Below are 15,753 nucleotides of genomic sequence, written 5' to 3'. Positions count from 1 at the left end.
GGTGGTGGGCGCTCATTGTCATCAAGTGCCGCGCAGCCACAGGAGTCATCGACGGACTCTGGTTCCCAAGCGTAGGAATCGCATCCATGTTTTGAGTCATCGCATATTTCTGCGCAGCCTCAGCAGCCCGTGTCCGCGCCCACTTCCTCGACAGTGAATTCTGGATCAACTGCTTAGGCATGCTCGCGCTCTCAACCGGTGTATTGGTCCTGCCGCTAGTGCTGAATTAGGCGACCAAAAATTCTTCGGAACCACCCCTGCCCCATTTCGCCATCAAGCACATTCGCCCGATATTTACTTCTTTTTCATCCCCCACCTCACTATGCCGTTCGTTGCTTTGGGAAGTGGCTGAGGGGAATAGCACTCATGAATTTTGGAAAGAACAAAATATTCGGACAAAGTTCTCATCGGGATCGATGTTCGCGTTACTTTCCACATCCCAAATTGGCTCTTTTAGTAACTCCATGACGCTCCCAGCCAGCACAGATTAAGGTCAGCGCCTTCATTCTAAGCTCTCTGCTCACGGGCTGCCGACATACGAAGCGACTGAAAACGTAAAATCCCGAGCCACCGGTAAAACGATGACTCGGGTTCTGTAGTTTGCGGAGACGAGAGGATTTGAACCTCCGGACCTACGCAAGTAAGTCAACTCCTTAGCAGGGAGCCCCATTCGGCCGCTCTGGCACGTCTCCAGCGATTCGCAATGAATCGTCCATCACTCTACCTGAGCGCTTCCCCTAGGGACAAAATGGGGCTTCCCTATTCTTTCCCTGAAGCGCCGCATGCAGCTTGAGAGCCACGTAGAGAGCCGCGCAGCGCCAGCCATCATCCAGCACGCCAGGCCCGAGAATCTCGCGGACGCGGTCCAAGCGGTAGTGCAGCGTGGCACGGTGGATGTAGAGCGCAGCAGCGGTCGCGGAGACGTTGCGGGAATGCTCAAAATAGGTCAGCAGGGTGTGCCAGTAGGAGTTGCGGGGGTCGTCGAGAAGCACGGCGGCATCCGGGCTCATCTCCACCACCGTCGCTGGGGTCAGCTCCCACCCGCGCAGCAGCCGCCACGCGCCCGCCTCCTCCCAGCGCAGCGAATCCTGGCCACAGAGTTTGGCCACGTCCGCCATGAGTCGCGCCTGCGGGGCCGTCGGCGCCGAGCCACGCGCCACCACCTCAGCGCCGGCGACAAGCGCGGCACTCTGCAGCTCCTCCATGAGGGCTTCGGTGTCCTTGTCATCGCGACGGCACTCAATGAGTACGAGGGAATCATGGGAATCCGCGACCAAGAAGGGCCGGCGCACCAACGGGCGGGCAAGTTCCACGGCCACCGCACGCTGGTCGCCTTCCACCAGCACGCGATGCACGGTCAGCTCACCATCGGAGGGCAGGAGATCGCGCTCCCGGGCACCCGCCAGCGCGGCCGGATCACCGGTGAGCACCTCGCGGGCCAGCTCCCCGAGCTGTTGGGCGCGGGCGGCGAGGGGAGCATCGCGTTCGTCGATAAGCCTGGCAAGGGGCGCAAGCAAAGAGTCCAGGCGGGCCAAGGGGGCGTCGCCCAGCGCGGGCTCATCGATGATCCACAGGTAGCCCACCAGCCTGTCCTCGTGACGCAAGGGAATGACCACGCGGGGCAGCATGTCATAACGCGGATTAGCAGGCAGGCGCACCGGTAGGGTCGCCTCCTGGATGCCGAAGCTGAGCATCCACGGGATGGGCTCCGGGGGCGGGGTGCGATTAAGAATAGAGGCCGCCCGGTTCTTATCGATGGCACCGATTTGCGCACTAGCCGCAATCACCGCGATGGCGGGGGTGGTCACCTCAACGGAGCGCTGCAGGATCTGGGCGCATTCGTCGACGATATCCTGGATACTCGTCAGCTGCGGGGGTGTCACTTTTGACATATGTCAAAGATACTTCCGAATATTGTCTAGTGACAAACAAAACTGTGCTGCGCAATAATCTCCTACAGCTAAATGACCCACGTCACACATATACGTTCATGAAGGGCGTCTACATGACCACAACCAACAATTCCGTCAGGGCACAGGACGTTGTCGCCAGCGATAACACCAGTGCAGACGACGGCCTGCAGCGCGGCATGAAATCGCGCCACCTGCAAATGATCGCCTTCGGCTCATGCATCGGCACGGGCCTCTTCTTGGGCTCCGGTGCCTCCATCCAGGAGGCCGGTCCCGGCGTTATCGCCGCCTACGCCATCGGCGGCTTCATCATCTTCCTCATCATGCGCATGCTCGGTGAGATGGCCGTGGAGCACCCCGTCGCCGGCTCCTTCAGCGCCTACGCCCGCGAATACATCGGGCCCATCGCCGGCTTTGTCACCGGCTGGAACTGGTGGTTCACCACCATCGTCGTCGGCATGGTGGAGCTCACCGCCGCGGGCACCATCATGGACTTCTGGTTCCCTGGCATCCCGCACTGGCTCACCGCCCTCGTCGCGCTCGTCATCGTCACCGCCATCAACCTGGTGCACGTCGGAGCCTTCGCCGAGGCGGAGTTCTGGCTCTCCCTCATCAAGGTCGTCGCACTCATCCTCATGATCGTCGTCGGCGCGGCCATCGTCTTCGGCCTTACCCCGGAGCCCGCCCTCGGCTTGAGCAATATCACCGAGCACGGCGGTTTCTTCCCCAACGGTGCCGCCGGTGTGCTCTTCTCCCTCGTCGCGGTGATTTTCTCCTTCGGCGGCATCATCTCCATCGGTACCGCCGCGGGCGAGGCCCAAGATCCCGCCAAGAGCCTGCCCAAGGCCATCAACAACGTGATCTGGCGCATCCTCATCTTCTACGTCGGCGGCATCGGCATCATCGTGCTGCTCGCCCCGTGGAATGAGCTCGATACCTCCACCTCTCCCTTCGTGCGCGCGCTAAGCACCCTGGGCATTAGTGCCGCGGCCACGGGCCTTAACCTCATCGTGCTCGTTGCCGCCGTCTCCGTGTTCAACACCATGACCTTCTCCGGCGCGCGCATGTTGCGGGATCTTTCCCGCGGCGGCCAAGCTCCGCCCTTCTTCAATTCCGTCAGCGCCAAGGGCGTGCCGGTTCGCGCTCTGCTTTTCAACGCCCTACTCATGGGCTCGGCTGTGCTGCTTAACTTCCTCTTCGAGGGCAAGATCCTGATCGTTCTCCTCGCCATCATCGTCGGCGCGGAGCTCATCTCCTGGTCCGCCATCGCCCTTGCACACCTGAACTTCCGCAAGCGCTGCCCGGACGCGGCCTTCCGCGCGCCCCTCTACCCCATCGCTAACTACCTGTGCTTGGCCTTCTTCGCTCTCGTCATCGTTTTGATGTTCATGTTGCCCGACTACCGCACCGGCGCCATTGTCCTACCCTGTTGGATTGTGGCCTTGGCCCTCATCTGGCTAGGCAAGAAGCGCCACGACGCCCGAAATAAATAGAAAGGACCCTCATCATGCAGACCACCATTGGTGATTTCATCCTGGACCGCCTCAAGGCCATCGGCATTACTGAAATCATCGGCGTGCCCGGTGACTTCAACCTGAGCTTCCTCGAGCAGATTGAGGCCTCCGAGGGCATCCGCTTCGTCGGCGCCTGCAACGAGCTCAACGCCGCCTATGCCGCCGACGGCTATGCCCGCCAGAAAGGCGTGGGCTGCCTACTCACTACCTATGGCGTGGGCGAGCTTTCCGCCCTCAACGGCATCGCGGGTGCACGTGCCGAGCACGTCCCGCTGGTGTCGCTGGCGGGCGCGCCGCCGCAGTACGCCACGGAGTTCCGCTGGAACCTGCACCACTCGCTTGCCGACGGCGACTTTGCCAACATGCTGGATTCCTTTGCACCCTTCACCGAGGTGGCCACGCGTGTGTCCCCCATGAACGTGGTCGAGGAATTCGACCGCGCCCTGCACACCTGCCTGCGCGAGAAGCGCCCGGTGCACATCCAGATTCCTTCCGATATCACTCACCTGACCATCGAGGTCCCCGACGAGCCTTTCTCCACCGAGCTCGCACCCTCCGATCCCGAGCGCCTGAACGCCGCTGCGGACTACGTGCTGGAGCACCTCGCGAAGGCCAAGGACCCGATCATCCTCATCGACCAGGACACCAACCGCCACGGTTTCACTGAGAAATTCCGCGCCATCATCGACAAGGCCCAGCTGCCCTACTCCCAGCTCTCCTCCGGCAAGGCCATCTTGTCCGAGCGCCACCCGCTCTTCATCGGCACCTACAACGGCGCGGCGTCGGCCCCGGGTGTGCAGGAGCGCATCGAAAAATCCGACTTCCTGGTCACCACGAACCCGCGCTTCATCGAGGTCAACTCCGGTTCTTTCACCCACAACCTGGCCGATGCCCGCGTCTATAACTTCGGCGACCAGCACCTCAACGCTGACGGCGAGTACTTCGTGGGCATTAATACGCTGGAGCTTCTCGACGTCCTCCTCGACCGCATCCCGGAAGCCGGGGCATCGACAAGCGCGGCTTTCGAGCCCGAGCCCTTCGAGCCGAACCCGGATGCCCCGCTGACCCAGGAGCGCATCTGGCCGCAGATGCTCGGCTTCATCCAGGAAGATGACGTGGTCATCGCCGAGGCTGGCACCTCCAATATCGGTCTGGGCCAGCAGCGCATGCCCGAGGGCGTGCAGTACATCAACTCCACCATCTGGGGTTCCATCGGCTTTACCCTGCCGTGCGTGCTCGGTTCGCAGCTGGCTAACCCGGAGCGTCGCCACGTCCTCTTCATCGGTGATGGCTCCTTCCAGCTCACCGCCCAAGAGCTCTCCACCATCGTGCGCCAGGACCTCAAGCCCATCATCGTGCTGGTCAACAACGATGGCTACACCATCGAACGCTACATCCTGGGTATGGAGCGCGAGTACAACGAGATCCAGATGTGGGATTACACGGCACTGCCGAAGGTGTTCATGAAGGACACCACGATGGAGTCCTACGTGGCCTCGACCGAGGGCGAATTGGCCAAGACCCTGGAGGATATCGCCGCCCACCCGGAGCGCGGCGCCTTCCTTGAGGTGCGCCTCGACGCTTTCGATGCGCCGAAGGGACTTCAGGCCTTCGGCCCGCAAACTGCAGATTTCGACTTCGGTCCCCGCGGCCCCCGCAACGCCTAAGGTGGAGAACATGATTCGACCAGACCTTTCCTCCCTGCCCGTCTACGTCCCCGGCAAGAATGCCGAGCACGCCTTGAAGCTCTCCTCCAACGAGGCAACCCAGGAGCCGCTGCCCGGCGCGCTGAAGGCCATGGAGGTAGCTGCCGCGCACGTCAACCGCTACCCGGATATGGGCGCGGTGGAAATCCGCAAGGCACTCGCCGAAAACCTTGGCGTCACCCCGGAGCAGGTCACCACCGGCGCGGGTTCCTCCGCGATTTGCCAGCAGCTGGTGCAGATCACCTCGGTGCCCGGTGATGAGATTGTCTTCCCGTGGCGCTCCTTCGAGGCTTATCCCATCTTCGCGCAGGTCGTGGGCGCCACCCCGGTCAAGGTCCCGCTCACCGCGGACCACCGCGTGGACTTGGAGGCCATGGCGGCTGCCATCACGGATAAGACCCGCCTGATCTTCGTGTGTAACCCGAATAACCCCACCGGTTCCATCATCACCAAGGAGGAGTTCGACGCCTTCTTGGCCAAGGTCCCGAAGGACGTCATCGTGGCGCTCGATGAGGCCTACATCGAATACAACCGCAACGATGCCGTCCCGCTGGCCACCGACTATGTCCACACCCACGACAACGTCATTGGCCTGCGCACCTTCTCCAAGGCTTATGGCCTGGCCGGCATCCGTTTGGGCTATGCCTTCGGCAATGCCGAGATCATCGAGGCACTGAGCAAGGTGGCCATTCCTTTCTCCGTGAACTCCATCGCACAGGCGGGTGCTGTGGCCTCGCTGGCCGCTCAGAAGGAGCTGCGTGAGCGCACCGATGAGACCGTTAAGCAGCGCGACCGCCTGGTGGAGCACTTCGCAGACTTTGGCGTTCCGGAGTCCCAGGCCAACCACATCTGGTTCGCCGCCGACAGCATTGCGAAGCTGGGCTCCCCGCAGGAGATCGCCGCACAGCTCGCGGAGAATGACGTCCTGGTCCGTGCCTTCCCCGAGGGCGTGCGCATCACCGTCACCACGGCGGAGGAGACCGAGACGCTGCTCAAGGCCTGGGACGCGGCCTTCGGTGCGCAGGGCTAGTTTCCGCGTTAGAGTGCAGTTGTGAAGACATTTATCAATTTTGTACTCAACGTCATTGCCGTCGCGGTGGCCTTCTGGGCCGTGGTAGCGATTGTCCCCGGAATCGACATCGTTCCTGCGACTACCCAGAATTTCCTGCTCATCGCGGCGGTCTTCATCATCGTCAACGAGGTCGTCACCCCAGTGCTCCGTTTCCTTGGCGCACCGCTGACCTGCCTGACACTGGGCCTCTTCGCGCTCGTCATCAACGGCGCGGTCCTGCTCCTCGTCAGCGCGCTCATGGACTCACTCGTCATCGACGGCTGGGGTGCTGCCATCATCGGCGCGATTGTGCTTGCGATTGTCTCCAGCGTGGTGAACTTCTTCACCAGCCCTCTGCGGGTCCGCAACTAACCGCCAGCAAAAGGCGGGAGGACATCGACGCGGGAGGCGTCGGCAAGCACGGCGTCTTCCTTTGCGCTCGCGCCATCCACCAGGAAGGTGCAGCGCTCCAGCACCTCCGCAAAGCTCATGCCGGCCTCGGTGCTGCCGGTATGACGAGCACGCAACACGTCCAACAGCTCCCCCAAGGTCGCCGCCTGCGCCGTGTCTTGCGCGCGCCCTGCGGCGGCGCGGGCTGCGGCAAAGTAGTGTATATCAACCATGGTTGCCACTATGCCAGCCTCCGTGACAGGAAGGAACTCGATGCGCACCTATGAGGAACACCTCGCCGCCGTCCGCGCGGCCCTTCCGCAGCCCCGGGTGGTGTCCACACCCCTGAGCAGCGCCTTCGGCCGCCGCGCCGCTGCGACGTACCGCGCGGAGCACAACCTTCCACCTTTCGATAATTCACAGATGGATGGCTATGCGCTTCCGACTACACACGGCGGCACCTTTACCGTCGGCCGCACCATCGCGGCGGGTGATCCTCCGGGGGACCTCACCGAAGGCACCGCCCTCCCCATCATGACCGGCGCGAAGGTCCCTGAGGGCACTGCCACCATCGTCCCCGTCGAGCACTGCGAGCCCCCGCACTTCCCGGAAGAGGGCGCCACGGTCACCGTGCCGACAGCCCCTGAGCAGTTCATCCGCCGCGCCGGCTCCGATGTCACGGCAGGCACAACCCTCATTAGTGAGCACGCGCTTCTCGACGCCCCCTCCATCGCCACCCTCGCCTCCCAAGGCCTGACCGAGGTCCTTACCTTTGCGCCCGCCCGCATCCTCATCTGCACTGGCGGTGCGGAAATCGGTGGCGCGGGCGAGGCCACCATCCCCGATTCCAACGCACCGATGCTCACGGCCTTGGCCGCGCAATATGGCATCGAGGTGGCCGGCTTCGTGCGCACGAATGACGATCCTTCTGCCCTGCGCGTGGACCTCGCCGAAGCGGTCATCACACACCGCCCCGATGTCATCGTCACCTCCGGCGGCATCTCCTACGGAAAGTTTGAGGTCATCCGCCAAATCTTTGAAGAGGACGGCTGGTTCGGTCACGTGGCGCAGCAGCCCGGTGGCCCGCAGGGCCTATCACGTTTGGGCGAGGTCCCCGTCGTCTGCTTCCCGGGCAACCCCATCTCCACGTTGGTGAGCTTCCGCCTCTACTTGGCACCCGTTATCGGCCGCGCTCCCGCTCCATTTTGCGCACGCCTTACTGAGCCCGCCGAAGGCTTGGAGGGGCGCGAGCAGTTCCGCCGTGGAACTATCAGTATTTCCGACGGCACCGCCGAAGCCTCCTTCCTCGGCGGCACCAGCTCCCACCTAATGTCCCAGGCCATCGGTTCCACTGCCCTTATCCGTATCCCGGCTAACACGCAGCTTTCAGCCGGCGACCTCGTGGAGGTGTTCCCGCTTTCATGACCCGACGCGCACTCGTCATCGTTGCCTCGACCCGCGCCGCCGCCGGCGAGTACGAGGACCGCTCCGGTCCTATCCTGGTGAACTTCCTGCGTGAGCAGGGCTTCGATGCCCCGCAGCCCCTCGTCGTCGCGGACGCCGACATCGACTCAACCCTCGCCGCTGCCTTCGCCGATGCCCCCTCCGTCATCCTCACCTCCGGCGGCACCGGCATCACGTCGGATGACCGCACCGTCGAAGCGCTCACCCCACATCTTGACCGCGAACTGCCCGGCCTGGCCCACGCCTTCTATGCGCACTCGGCGGCCATCCCCACCGCGGCACTCTCCCGCACGGTTGCCGGAGTCACCGGGTCCACTTTCGCCATGGCCCTGCCCGGCTCCACGGGTGCTGCCAAGGACGGCGGCGCCGTCCTCGAACCAGTTCTTAACCACATCATCAACCAGCTGGAAGGCATCAATGAGCACTAACTACGGTCTCCTCGGCGCACACATCAGCGCCGAGCCCATCACGGCCCCCGACATCACCACCGCGGAAACGGGTGCCGTCGTTTTATTCGACGGCATCGTGCGCAACCACGACTCCGGCCGCGGCGTCAAGCTCCTCACCTACACCGCGCACCCCTCAGCCCAGCAGGAAATTGAGCGCGTCGCCGGCGAAGTCGCCGCCGCTTTCCCCGCCGTCCGCCTCTGGTGCGCGCACCGGACTGGAGCACTAGAGATCGGCGAGTCCGCCTTCATCGTCGCCGCCGCCTCCGCGCATCGCAAGGATGCCTTCGAAGCAGCGTCGACCTGCGCCGACCGCGTCAAGGCGGAAGTCCCCATCTGGAAGGAACAGCTGCACACCGATGACACCACCACGTGGGTAGGCCTGGAATGAGTTCACGCTACGCACGCCAGGAAGCCCTGTGGGGAACCTCTACACAGGAACGACTTCGCGCTTCCGCCGTCGCCGTCATCGGCGCCGGCGGCCTGGGATCGCCTGCCCTTCTCTATCTCGCAGGCGCAGGCGTGGGACGCATCCTGCTTTTCGACGACGACACCGTCTCCCTCTCCAACCTGCACCGCCAAGTCATCCACAGCACAGCAACCGTAGGCCAGCCCAAGACCGAATCCGCCGCTTCGGCCTTGAACGCCCTCAACCCGGAGTGCACCGTCGAGGAGTTCTCGCGCCTGACACCCGATACCGCCTTGGAGCAACTGCGCGGCGCTGACCTCATCATCGACGGAACCGATAACTTCTACTCCCGCCACCTAGCCTCCTGGGCCGCCCATGAACTGGGCATTCCGCACGTATGGGCCTCGCTTCTGGGCTACGACGCGCAGCTCACCGTCTTCCACTCCGGCCACGGCCCGGTCTACGAAGACCTCTTCCCCACCGACCCGCAGGTGCCCTCCTGTTCGCAGGCCGGTGTGATGGGACCGGTCGTCGGCGTCGCCGGCTCCGCCCTAGCCGTCGAAGCGCTCAAGCTCCTCACGGGCATCGGCACCCCGCTCATCGGCACGCTGGGCTACTACGATTCCCTCGCCGGGACCTGGGAATACATCCCCGTGCGCGCGAACGGCGCCACCCCGGCGCGCCCCGACAACCCCACCGACATCCGCGACATCCCAGAGGACGCCACGCTTATCGACGTCCGCACCGCCCCCGAGCGCGCCGCCTCCCTCATCCCCGGCTCGCAGCATCTCCCGCTCGATGAGATCCTCGCCGGCCACAACCCGCCACTAGACCCCGCCGACCTCGCCGTCCTCTACTGCGCCAGCGGCCTGCGCTCCGCCCAGGCCGTCGAGACCCTGCGCGCCCGCGGTTTCAGCAACGTCTACTCGCTGCGCGGCGGCATCGACGCCTGGCAAGAGCACATCTCCGAACTCTCGGCCGAAGCCGACGCCGTGGCGAGCTAGAGACCATCGCTCTCGAAGAACTAGAGGCTGAATGTGGCGTGGAAGATTAGCTTCACGCCACGCGGTGCGAAAGCCTTCCGAAAGCTAGCCAGGCCAACGCAGAAGAGAGTCAGCAGGTTTCTTCGCGAAGTCTACGATTAATCAGCCAGCGGGTCAGTTCCGCCGAGCTTCATCTCGAAACGCTCGTAGTCCTCTAGGTTCGCAAAGTGCCGCGAGTAAAGATCGCAATCGCGGTCTACATAACCATAGAGGGCTGGCGCGACATCCACGATGTGCCGTACCTTCACATCCTCACCATCGGCCTGCTCGTTCGCCATCGCTTCAACGCGCTCTCGAGCCTTCTCGTCCGACTCCGCATACACAATATAAAAGTCCTCGCGGAAGAAGCTTTGGGCAGATGAACTGGACTTCTTAGCAAGCTCCATCACGACAATTCCAACATAAGGTTCCATTTCCGGCTACTGTCCTTTCCGGTTCTTGGTCAGCTTGGGCTCGACTCTACCTGCTCACCCAGACCACGTAGCGTGGAAAGAATCAGCCGGTCGCCCTTTAAGCTCATCTCCAATGAAGACCCATTCCGCGCCCACGGCTTCAGCAACGGTCTACTCGCTGCGCGGCGGCATCGACGCCTGGCAAGACCACAACGACGCATAGCCCAAACCTGCACTCAGTCTCCTCTGCCCACATGGCATCTTGTAAAAGGCGTCAACCAGAAGGCGTTTTCAGAGCCAAAAACGCCTTTTATCCCGCGCAAATGGCGTTTTTGATCCCAGAGATGCCTTTTGACAGATGCCATTTGCCAGACGCCTTTCGCAGAGGTCCTCGGCCGGTCGCCTTGTAAACTCACTGGCATGAGAAGCCGCCAGTATTACGTCGCTACCGCTGTGGTGTGTGCTCTCACGCTGGTGTACATGCTGCTGCGCTGGGACTCGGTGCCCGATCCCATCCCGGTCCACTTCGATGTCTCTGGCACCCCGGACCGCTTCGAGCCCAAATCTTTCCTCAACGCAACGGTCCTCGTGTGGATCGGCGTTGTGTTCGCCATTGCGCTGCCACTGTGCGTGCCGCCGATCTCGCTGGCTCGAAAGACAGCGCAGGTTCCAGCAGAGTCAGCTCTTCCGTTCTCCGAGGCCACCGCCCAGCGCGCGGAGCTGCTCACTGGAAAGACCACCATGTTCATTGCCCAGACAGTCCTCACCATGACGGCCTGCGTGTGCCTCACTGCGGTCTGCACCGTCATTCCGGATATCCCCTTCTCAGGCTTTCTCCTCGTGGTCGCGTGGATAGCCTTCACCGTGTTCGTCATGATCCAGGGCGTCAGATTGACGCTGACATCCGCGAAGGCCGTGCAATCCATACCCGCCGACCATGAAGAACAAGTTCGCAACGAAGCGCTCCGCTTTGCCGGTGGCATGGGCGTCTACAACGAGCCCACAGACCCCATGTGCATGGCAGTCTTCCCCACGAATCCATCGAAGCTGCAGATCAACACCGCGCACGAACCGGGCCGGCGCTACCTGTGGCGCATGGGCATCGCCCTCACTGCATCCATAGCATTCTGCGTGCTCATCGACGTACTCTAGGCATATGGAGCACCTGTTTGAGCGCGCACACTCGATTCTTTCTGATGCCACCCACGTCGAGGTGTTCACCGGCGCGGGCATGAGCGCGGATAGCGGCATCGCCACGTACCGCGATGCGCAGACGGGTATCTGGGAGAATGTGGATCCGGTGGCGATGGCGTCGAGAAGCGCATGGCGTAATGAGCCTAAGCCCATGTTCGCCTGGTACCTGTGGCGCGCACAGCTGGCGCAGCGGGCCGAGCCCAACGCCGGGCACCGCGCAATTGCTGCCGCACGCGGCATGACGGTGACCACGCAAAACATCGATAACCTGCACGAGCGCGCCGGAAGCCAAGACGTAGTTCACCTGCATGGCTCCTTGTTCGCATTCCGCTGCACCGACTGCGATACGCCGTATGACGAGGACATTGCACTGCCGAACGAACCGGTCGAGAGCATCACTCCACCCGAGTGCCCCGTGTGCGGCGGGCTCGTGCGCCCGGGCGTGGTGTGGTTCGGCGAGGCCCTGCCCGACGACGAATGGGCCGAGGCCGAGCGCCGCATGTCCACCGCGGACGCGCTGCTCATCGTTGGAACCTCCGGCGTGGTCTACCCCGCCGCCGGCCTGCCACAGATTGCCCATGCGCGCGGCATCCCCATCGTGGAAGTCACCCCACAGCCCACGGACCTCTCGCCGCTTGCCAGCGTGGTGGTCACCGCCACCGCAGCGGAGGCGCTGCCTCGCATCCTGGCGGGGCGGATCGGATAAACAGCAACCCGACATCCGCAACCCTTGCCCACCGAAATGTACAAGATGTACATTTGCAGTATGAAAACGATGTCAGTGACATCCAGCCAATTCCGCCAATCCCAAAGCCAAATTCTTGAAGAGGCACAGCACACACCCGTCGCCATCACTAGTCGTGGAAGCCGGATTCGCGCTTTTGTCGTCTCTCCTTCATTTTTCGCCCGCGCAGTCGAAGCACTAGAAGATCGTGAGGATGTTCAGACCGCAGAGATTGCCCGAGGAGAAGCCGTAGAGATTTCACACGAAGACCTCAAAAAAGAACTCGGACTCACCTAATCGCCTTCTATGGCTGACTCCACTTATCACATCACCTATAAGGCATCCGCAGCCAAGGAGCTACGCAAGCTCGACAGGCCGACACAGAGGCGACTACTTGCTGCAATCGAAGACTTGGCCGTTACCCCTCGCCCGGATGGAGTAAAGAAGTTAAAAGCCTCGGACGACCTGTACAGAATTCGAGTCGGACACTATCGCGTGGTTTACGAGATCTTAGACGGAAAGCTCGTGGTGCTCGTGCTACGCGTTGCTCACCGACGAGATGTTTACCGGAAATAGGCAAAATTCCTCTCAGATAAACAAAACCTGCCAGCCATTCGATCCCCTCCAAAGGAGATGAATCCATGCTCTACCTTGTTCCAGGAGCCTTAGCGGGAATCACCTTTTACGCCATTCTCACAGCAGTGAGCTGGGCCATCGAAAAAGCCTGGCCACAACGACGTCTAGGCGCACATAGCCGGTTGACCCTCCACTGCCTTGCCGCAGTTGCATTTTCAATTTTTCTCGCCTTGCCTGGCGGCGGCGGAAACTGGGCCACCCACCTGCAAATTAGCGGGTTCCTACTAGTGGGATGCGTTCTGAGCTGGGTGACTGCAGCGATGAACAACGGAGACAATGCCTGACGCCGTAGAGCGATAACTTCCCTTAATCGCCATTCCTCACATCCCTAATGCATACAAACCCTGTGAGTTGTTCTCCGGGGAGGCATAAGGGCTTCTTCCCTGCATTTTCTCTTCGCTCATTAACGGAGAAAACGAATTGAGCGAACTGGGGAACAATCTGTACCGATGGAAAAAGCTCCCTTAATTGGTGAGTAATACGCCATCCCGCGTCGTACCATCGAAATCTATCGAATTGGTCCTTCCAACGCGGACGCTGGCGAAAGCTATCGGGTATCTCGAGGAAATTCTGCTGAAACTCCTCCGTCCACTCAAGGATTTCGCGTCCCAGATCGGACTCAATTCCTAAGTCTTCAGGAAGATAGAATCCGATTCTATTAGCCCCAGAAACTATGAGATCTTTAGACGGCCACAGCGAGCTTGGGTGGCTGTACTCTGGGCGGAGGAATATTTGCCGGTTGGCCATGGGACTAGAATAGCCCAGTGCCACTGCTAAATTTACGCAAGATTTTGGTGTAATCACCAAAAAAATTGGCGGAGGCGGCGGGATTTGAACCCGCGGTGAGTTTCCCCACGCTGGTTTTCAAGACCAGTGCATTCGGCCGCTCTGCCACGCCTCCTCGTCACGCGTCAGCATGCACTGCGCGCAACACGTTCAGAGTACTAGACTCCGCCGCGGGAGAAGAATTCGCCTCATCACGTCACCGACTATGGCCTCACGACCGCAGGTTCGACAGCACTACTCGTCCTGCTGATTGCTGTGCGACGCCGCGGGTGCGCCCTCAGACTCCTCATGCTGCATGCGCGAGACATGTAGTCGGGCGTGGGCTATGGCGTCGAGAGTGTCGTCAAAAACATGATTCGCATGCGCAAGCTGGTCGAATACGCCGAGTTCGCGCAACACCGGAACATGTTCGGGCTTCGTAGCTGAGAGTAGAACTCGGGTGCCGTGACGTTCGAGGCGCCCGATCGTGTCAGCAAGCATCTGGGCGCCAGTGGCGTCGATTGTCGTGACGTAGCGCATGCGGAGCACGACAACCTTGACCGACGAGGCATCAGCGAGATCGAGGAGGAAATCGTGCGCTGCACCAAAGAAGAGTGGGCCTTCCAAGCGGAAGGCGGCGATGTGCTCGTCGAAAAGCTCGCGTTCCTTGTCGCGGTGGTCTCCCGTCTCCAGTGGGGCGGCCTCTAACACCGCCGTGCGGGCGGTATCGCGCAGCGCGAAGAAACCCGCTATAACAAGGCCAATGAGCACGGCGACGACAAGGTCGAACACGACGGTGGCGGCGGCCGTGATGAGCAGGGTAGCCCCGTCACCCTTGGTGGCGCGTATCACCGAGCGGAGATTCCGCGGGTGGATCATCTGGATCGCAGTGGCGATGAGCACACCGGCGAGCGCGGCGAGAGGGATCTCGCCCACCCACCGGGCCGCAACGAGTACAGCGACGAGCAGGAGCAGCGAATGGAACACCGCTGCCAGGCGTGTGCTTGCGCCTGCCCGCACGTTGACAGCAGTTCGGGCGATCGCGGCGGTTGCGGGAATCCCGCCGAACAAGGGCGCGACGACGTTGGCCACGCCCTGCCCAAAGAGCTCGCGGTCAGGATCGTGCCGGTCACCGACGGTCATTGCGTCGGCAACCGTCGCAGACAGCAAGGACTCCAATGCACCGAGCGCTGCGACGGCGACCGCTGCCAACAGCAAGGAATCCAGGTGCTCCCACGGGATTTGCGGCAAGCGCGGAGCAGGCAACGTCGACGGGATGTAGCCGATAGTCTTCAGACCGCTGTCTGCCAGCATGTTGATGGCCGTCGCGGCAGCTACCAACACCAGCGCCGCGGGAAAGCCACTACGAATGCGGGCAGCAACCACGATTCCGGCCGCCACCGCGAGGGTCATAACGGGTGCCTGCCATGCCGGAGCATCTAGCCAAGCTTTGATTGCGTCCCACGCCAACCCGAGGACTTTCTCGCCATTTACGTCAACACCGAGTGCTGCAGGTAGCTGTTGGAGGCCAATGATCACCGCAATACCGGCTGTGAAACCTTCGACGACAGGCAACGGCATGTACTTCATTGCGCGGCCAGCGCCGGTGAATGCCAGCAAGAGCAGCATGAGCCCCGCCAGCACGCCGACGACGAGTACCCCATCGGCACCATGGTCGGCCACGATGGGGATGAGCACCACGGTCATTGCGCCGGTCGGGCCGCTTACCTGGACGTTGCTACCGCCGAAAACTGCGGCCAAGATGCCCGCGACGATGGCCGTCGTAATTCCGGCTGCCGCGCCGACACCAGACGCAACGCCGAAGCCGAGCGCCAGGGGAAGTGCAACGAGGGCCACCATAAGGCCTGCCGAGAGGTCGCGCCCGATCGTCGCGCGGGACCAGTCCGAGCGGCGCGGTGCGAAACGCAGGGCACGGGATCGGATGCCCACCTTGGAGACGGTGGAGGGGTAGGTCATGCTACTTTCTTGCTCCTTAGAGGCTCAACGACATCCAAAGGATACACAAGGTGCCATCCTGCGACGGGCCGCATTCCCGATTCTGGCCGATGCCTCATGTTGACGAATTCCCACCACACCCCAACCCTTCGG

General features: G+C 62.1%; 17 protein-coding genes and 2 tRNA genes. 13 read left to right on the top strand and 6 right to left on the bottom strand.

Going from position 1 to position 15,753, the window contains the following annotated elements; all coding sequences use genetic code 11:
- Positions 1 to 603: 603 nt before the first annotated feature.
- Together HMPREF2604_RS06630 and HMPREF2604_RS06625 are read right to left on the bottom strand one after the other, a co-directional pair.
- Positions 604 to 692: transfer RNA gene (locus tag HMPREF2604_RS06630), tRNA-Ser, on the bottom strand.
- 45 nt (positions 693 to 737) lie between these two features.
- On the bottom strand, positions 738 to 1,892 hold the full coding sequence (locus HMPREF2604_RS06625) for a PucR family transcriptional regulator (RefSeq protein WP_070564194.1): 1,155 nt from the start codon (positions 1,890 to 1,892) through the stop codon (positions 738 to 740).
- Between the two features lie 113 nt (positions 1,893 to 2,005).
- On the opposite strand from HMPREF2604_RS06625, the gene HMPREF2604_RS06620 reads away from it, so the two are divergent.
- From HMPREF2604_RS06620 to HMPREF2604_RS06605, 4 genes are read left to right on the top strand one after another with little or no spacing between them, the layout of a single operon-like run.
- The gene (locus HMPREF2604_RS06620) at positions 2,006 to 3,403 is read left to right on the top strand and encodes an amino acid permease (RefSeq protein WP_083299205.1); all 1,398 of its coding nucleotides are present in this window, start codon (positions 2,006 to 2,008) and stop codon (positions 3,401 to 3,403) included.
- A gap of 14 nt (positions 3,404 to 3,417) precedes the next feature.
- A complete protein-coding gene (locus HMPREF2604_RS06615; protein ID WP_070564190.1) occupies positions 3,418 to 5,091 on the top strand; it encodes an alpha-keto acid decarboxylase family protein in 1,674 nt (557 codons plus the stop codon).
- Between the two features lie 10 nt (positions 5,092 to 5,101).
- On the top strand, positions 5,102 to 6,160 hold the full coding sequence (hisC, locus tag HMPREF2604_RS06610; RefSeq protein WP_070564187.1) for a histidinol-phosphate transaminase: 1,059 nt from the start codon (positions 5,102 to 5,104) through the stop codon (positions 6,158 to 6,160).
- A 21-nt stretch (positions 6,161 to 6,181) separates the two neighbouring features.
- Complete coding sequence (locus HMPREF2604_RS06605; protein ID WP_070564183.1) at positions 6,182 to 6,553, top strand: phage holin family protein; 372 nt, start codon at positions 6,182 to 6,184, stop codon at positions 6,551 to 6,553.
- On the opposite strand, the gene HMPREF2604_RS06600 is transcribed toward HMPREF2604_RS06605, so the two are convergent.
- On the bottom strand, positions 6,550 to 6,804 hold the full coding sequence (locus HMPREF2604_RS06600) for a MoaD/ThiS family protein (RefSeq protein ID WP_070524618.1): 255 nt from the start codon (positions 6,802 to 6,804) through the stop codon (positions 6,550 to 6,552). The two genes, HMPREF2604_RS06605 and HMPREF2604_RS06600, sit on opposite strands and share 4 nt — an antisense overlap.
- Positions 6,805 to 6,844: 40 nt before the next feature.
- Between HMPREF2604_RS06600 and HMPREF2604_RS06595 the strand changes: the two genes are divergently transcribed.
- Genes HMPREF2604_RS06595 through HMPREF2604_RS06580 form a run of 4 tightly spaced genes read left to right on the top strand, consistent with a single transcriptional unit; the run spans position 6,845 to position 9,894 of the window.
- Positions 6,845 to 7,996, top strand: a complete 1,152-nt coding sequence (locus tag HMPREF2604_RS06595) for a molybdopterin molybdotransferase MoeA (RefSeq protein WP_070564180.1) — start codon at positions 6,845 to 6,847, stop codon at positions 7,994 to 7,996.
- Positions 7,993 to 8,463, top strand: coding sequence for a MogA/MoaB family molybdenum cofactor biosynthesis protein (locus tag HMPREF2604_RS06590; RefSeq protein ID WP_070564177.1), 471 nt, complete (start codon positions 7,993 to 7,995; stop codon positions 8,461 to 8,463). Before HMPREF2604_RS06595 ends, HMPREF2604_RS06590 begins: the two co-directional genes overlap by 4 nt.
- On the top strand, positions 8,453 to 8,872 hold the full coding sequence (locus HMPREF2604_RS06585) for a molybdenum cofactor biosynthesis protein MoaE (RefSeq protein ID WP_070564174.1): 420 nt from the start codon (positions 8,453 to 8,455) through the stop codon (positions 8,870 to 8,872). Before HMPREF2604_RS06590 ends, HMPREF2604_RS06585 begins: the two co-directional genes overlap by 11 nt.
- Positions 8,869 to 9,894: a ThiF family adenylyltransferase gene (locus HMPREF2604_RS06580; RefSeq protein ID WP_070564171.1), complete on the top strand. Its 1,026-nt coding sequence runs from the start codon at positions 8,869 to 8,871 to the stop codon at positions 9,892 to 9,894. Before HMPREF2604_RS06585 ends, HMPREF2604_RS06580 begins: the two co-directional genes overlap by 4 nt.
- Before the next feature lie 137 nt (positions 9,895 to 10,031).
- On the opposite strand, the gene HMPREF2604_RS06575 is transcribed toward HMPREF2604_RS06580, so the two are convergent.
- Positions 10,032 to 10,346, bottom strand: coding sequence for a DUF4288 domain-containing protein (locus HMPREF2604_RS06575; RefSeq protein ID WP_042528787.1), 315 nt, complete (start codon positions 10,344 to 10,346; stop codon positions 10,032 to 10,034).
- A 399-nt stretch (positions 10,347 to 10,745) separates the two neighbouring features.
- Between HMPREF2604_RS06575 and HMPREF2604_RS06570 the strand changes: the two genes are divergently transcribed.
- From HMPREF2604_RS06570 to HMPREF2604_RS06555, 5 genes are all read left to right on the top strand, one after another.
- On the top strand, positions 10,746 to 11,477 hold the full coding sequence (locus tag HMPREF2604_RS06570; RefSeq protein WP_070564168.1) for a DUF1648 domain-containing protein: 732 nt from the start codon (positions 10,746 to 10,748) through the stop codon (positions 11,475 to 11,477).
- A gap of 4 nt (positions 11,478 to 11,481) precedes the next feature.
- Complete coding sequence (locus HMPREF2604_RS06565; RefSeq protein ID WP_070564165.1) at positions 11,482 to 12,225, top strand: NAD-dependent deacylase; 744 nt, start codon at positions 11,482 to 11,484, stop codon at positions 12,223 to 12,225.
- Positions 12,226 to 12,294: 69 nt separating this feature from the next.
- Positions 12,295 to 12,540, top strand: coding sequence for a type II toxin-antitoxin system Phd/YefM family antitoxin (locus HMPREF2604_RS13625; RefSeq protein WP_083299204.1), 246 nt, complete (start codon positions 12,295 to 12,297; stop codon positions 12,538 to 12,540).
- Positions 12,541 to 12,549: 9 nt separating this feature from the next.
- Entirely contained in the window at positions 12,550 to 12,819 is a 270-nt protein-coding gene (locus tag HMPREF2604_RS06560; protein WP_010188336.1) for a type II toxin-antitoxin system RelE family toxin, read from the top strand.
- A 65-nt stretch (positions 12,820 to 12,884) separates the two neighbouring features.
- The gene (locus tag HMPREF2604_RS06555; protein ID WP_070564162.1) at positions 12,885 to 13,163 is read left to right on the top strand and encodes a hypothetical protein; all 279 of its coding nucleotides are present in this window, start codon (positions 12,885 to 12,887) and stop codon (positions 13,161 to 13,163) included.
- A 529-nt stretch (positions 13,164 to 13,692) separates the two neighbouring features.
- Here HMPREF2604_RS06555 and HMPREF2604_RS06545 read toward each other — a convergent pair.
- Both HMPREF2604_RS06545 and HMPREF2604_RS06540 read right to left on the bottom strand, forming a co-directional pair.
- Positions 13,693 to 13,780 (bottom strand) — tRNA-Ser (locus HMPREF2604_RS06545).
- 119 nt (positions 13,781 to 13,899) lie between these two features.
- Positions 13,900 to 15,621, bottom strand: a complete 1,722-nt coding sequence (locus HMPREF2604_RS06540) for a SulP family inorganic anion transporter (RefSeq protein WP_070564159.1) — start codon at positions 15,619 to 15,621, stop codon at positions 13,900 to 13,902.
- Positions 15,622 to 15,753 lie beyond the last annotated feature (132 nt).

The organism is Corynebacterium sp. HMSC055A01 (genome assembly GCF_001809405.1).
GTDB lineage: Bacteria > Actinomycetota > Actinomycetes > Mycobacteriales > Mycobacteriaceae > Corynebacterium > Corynebacterium hesseae.
Note: the sequence above shows the minus strand (reverse complement) of the source record. Positions and strands in the feature narration are given on the sequence as shown.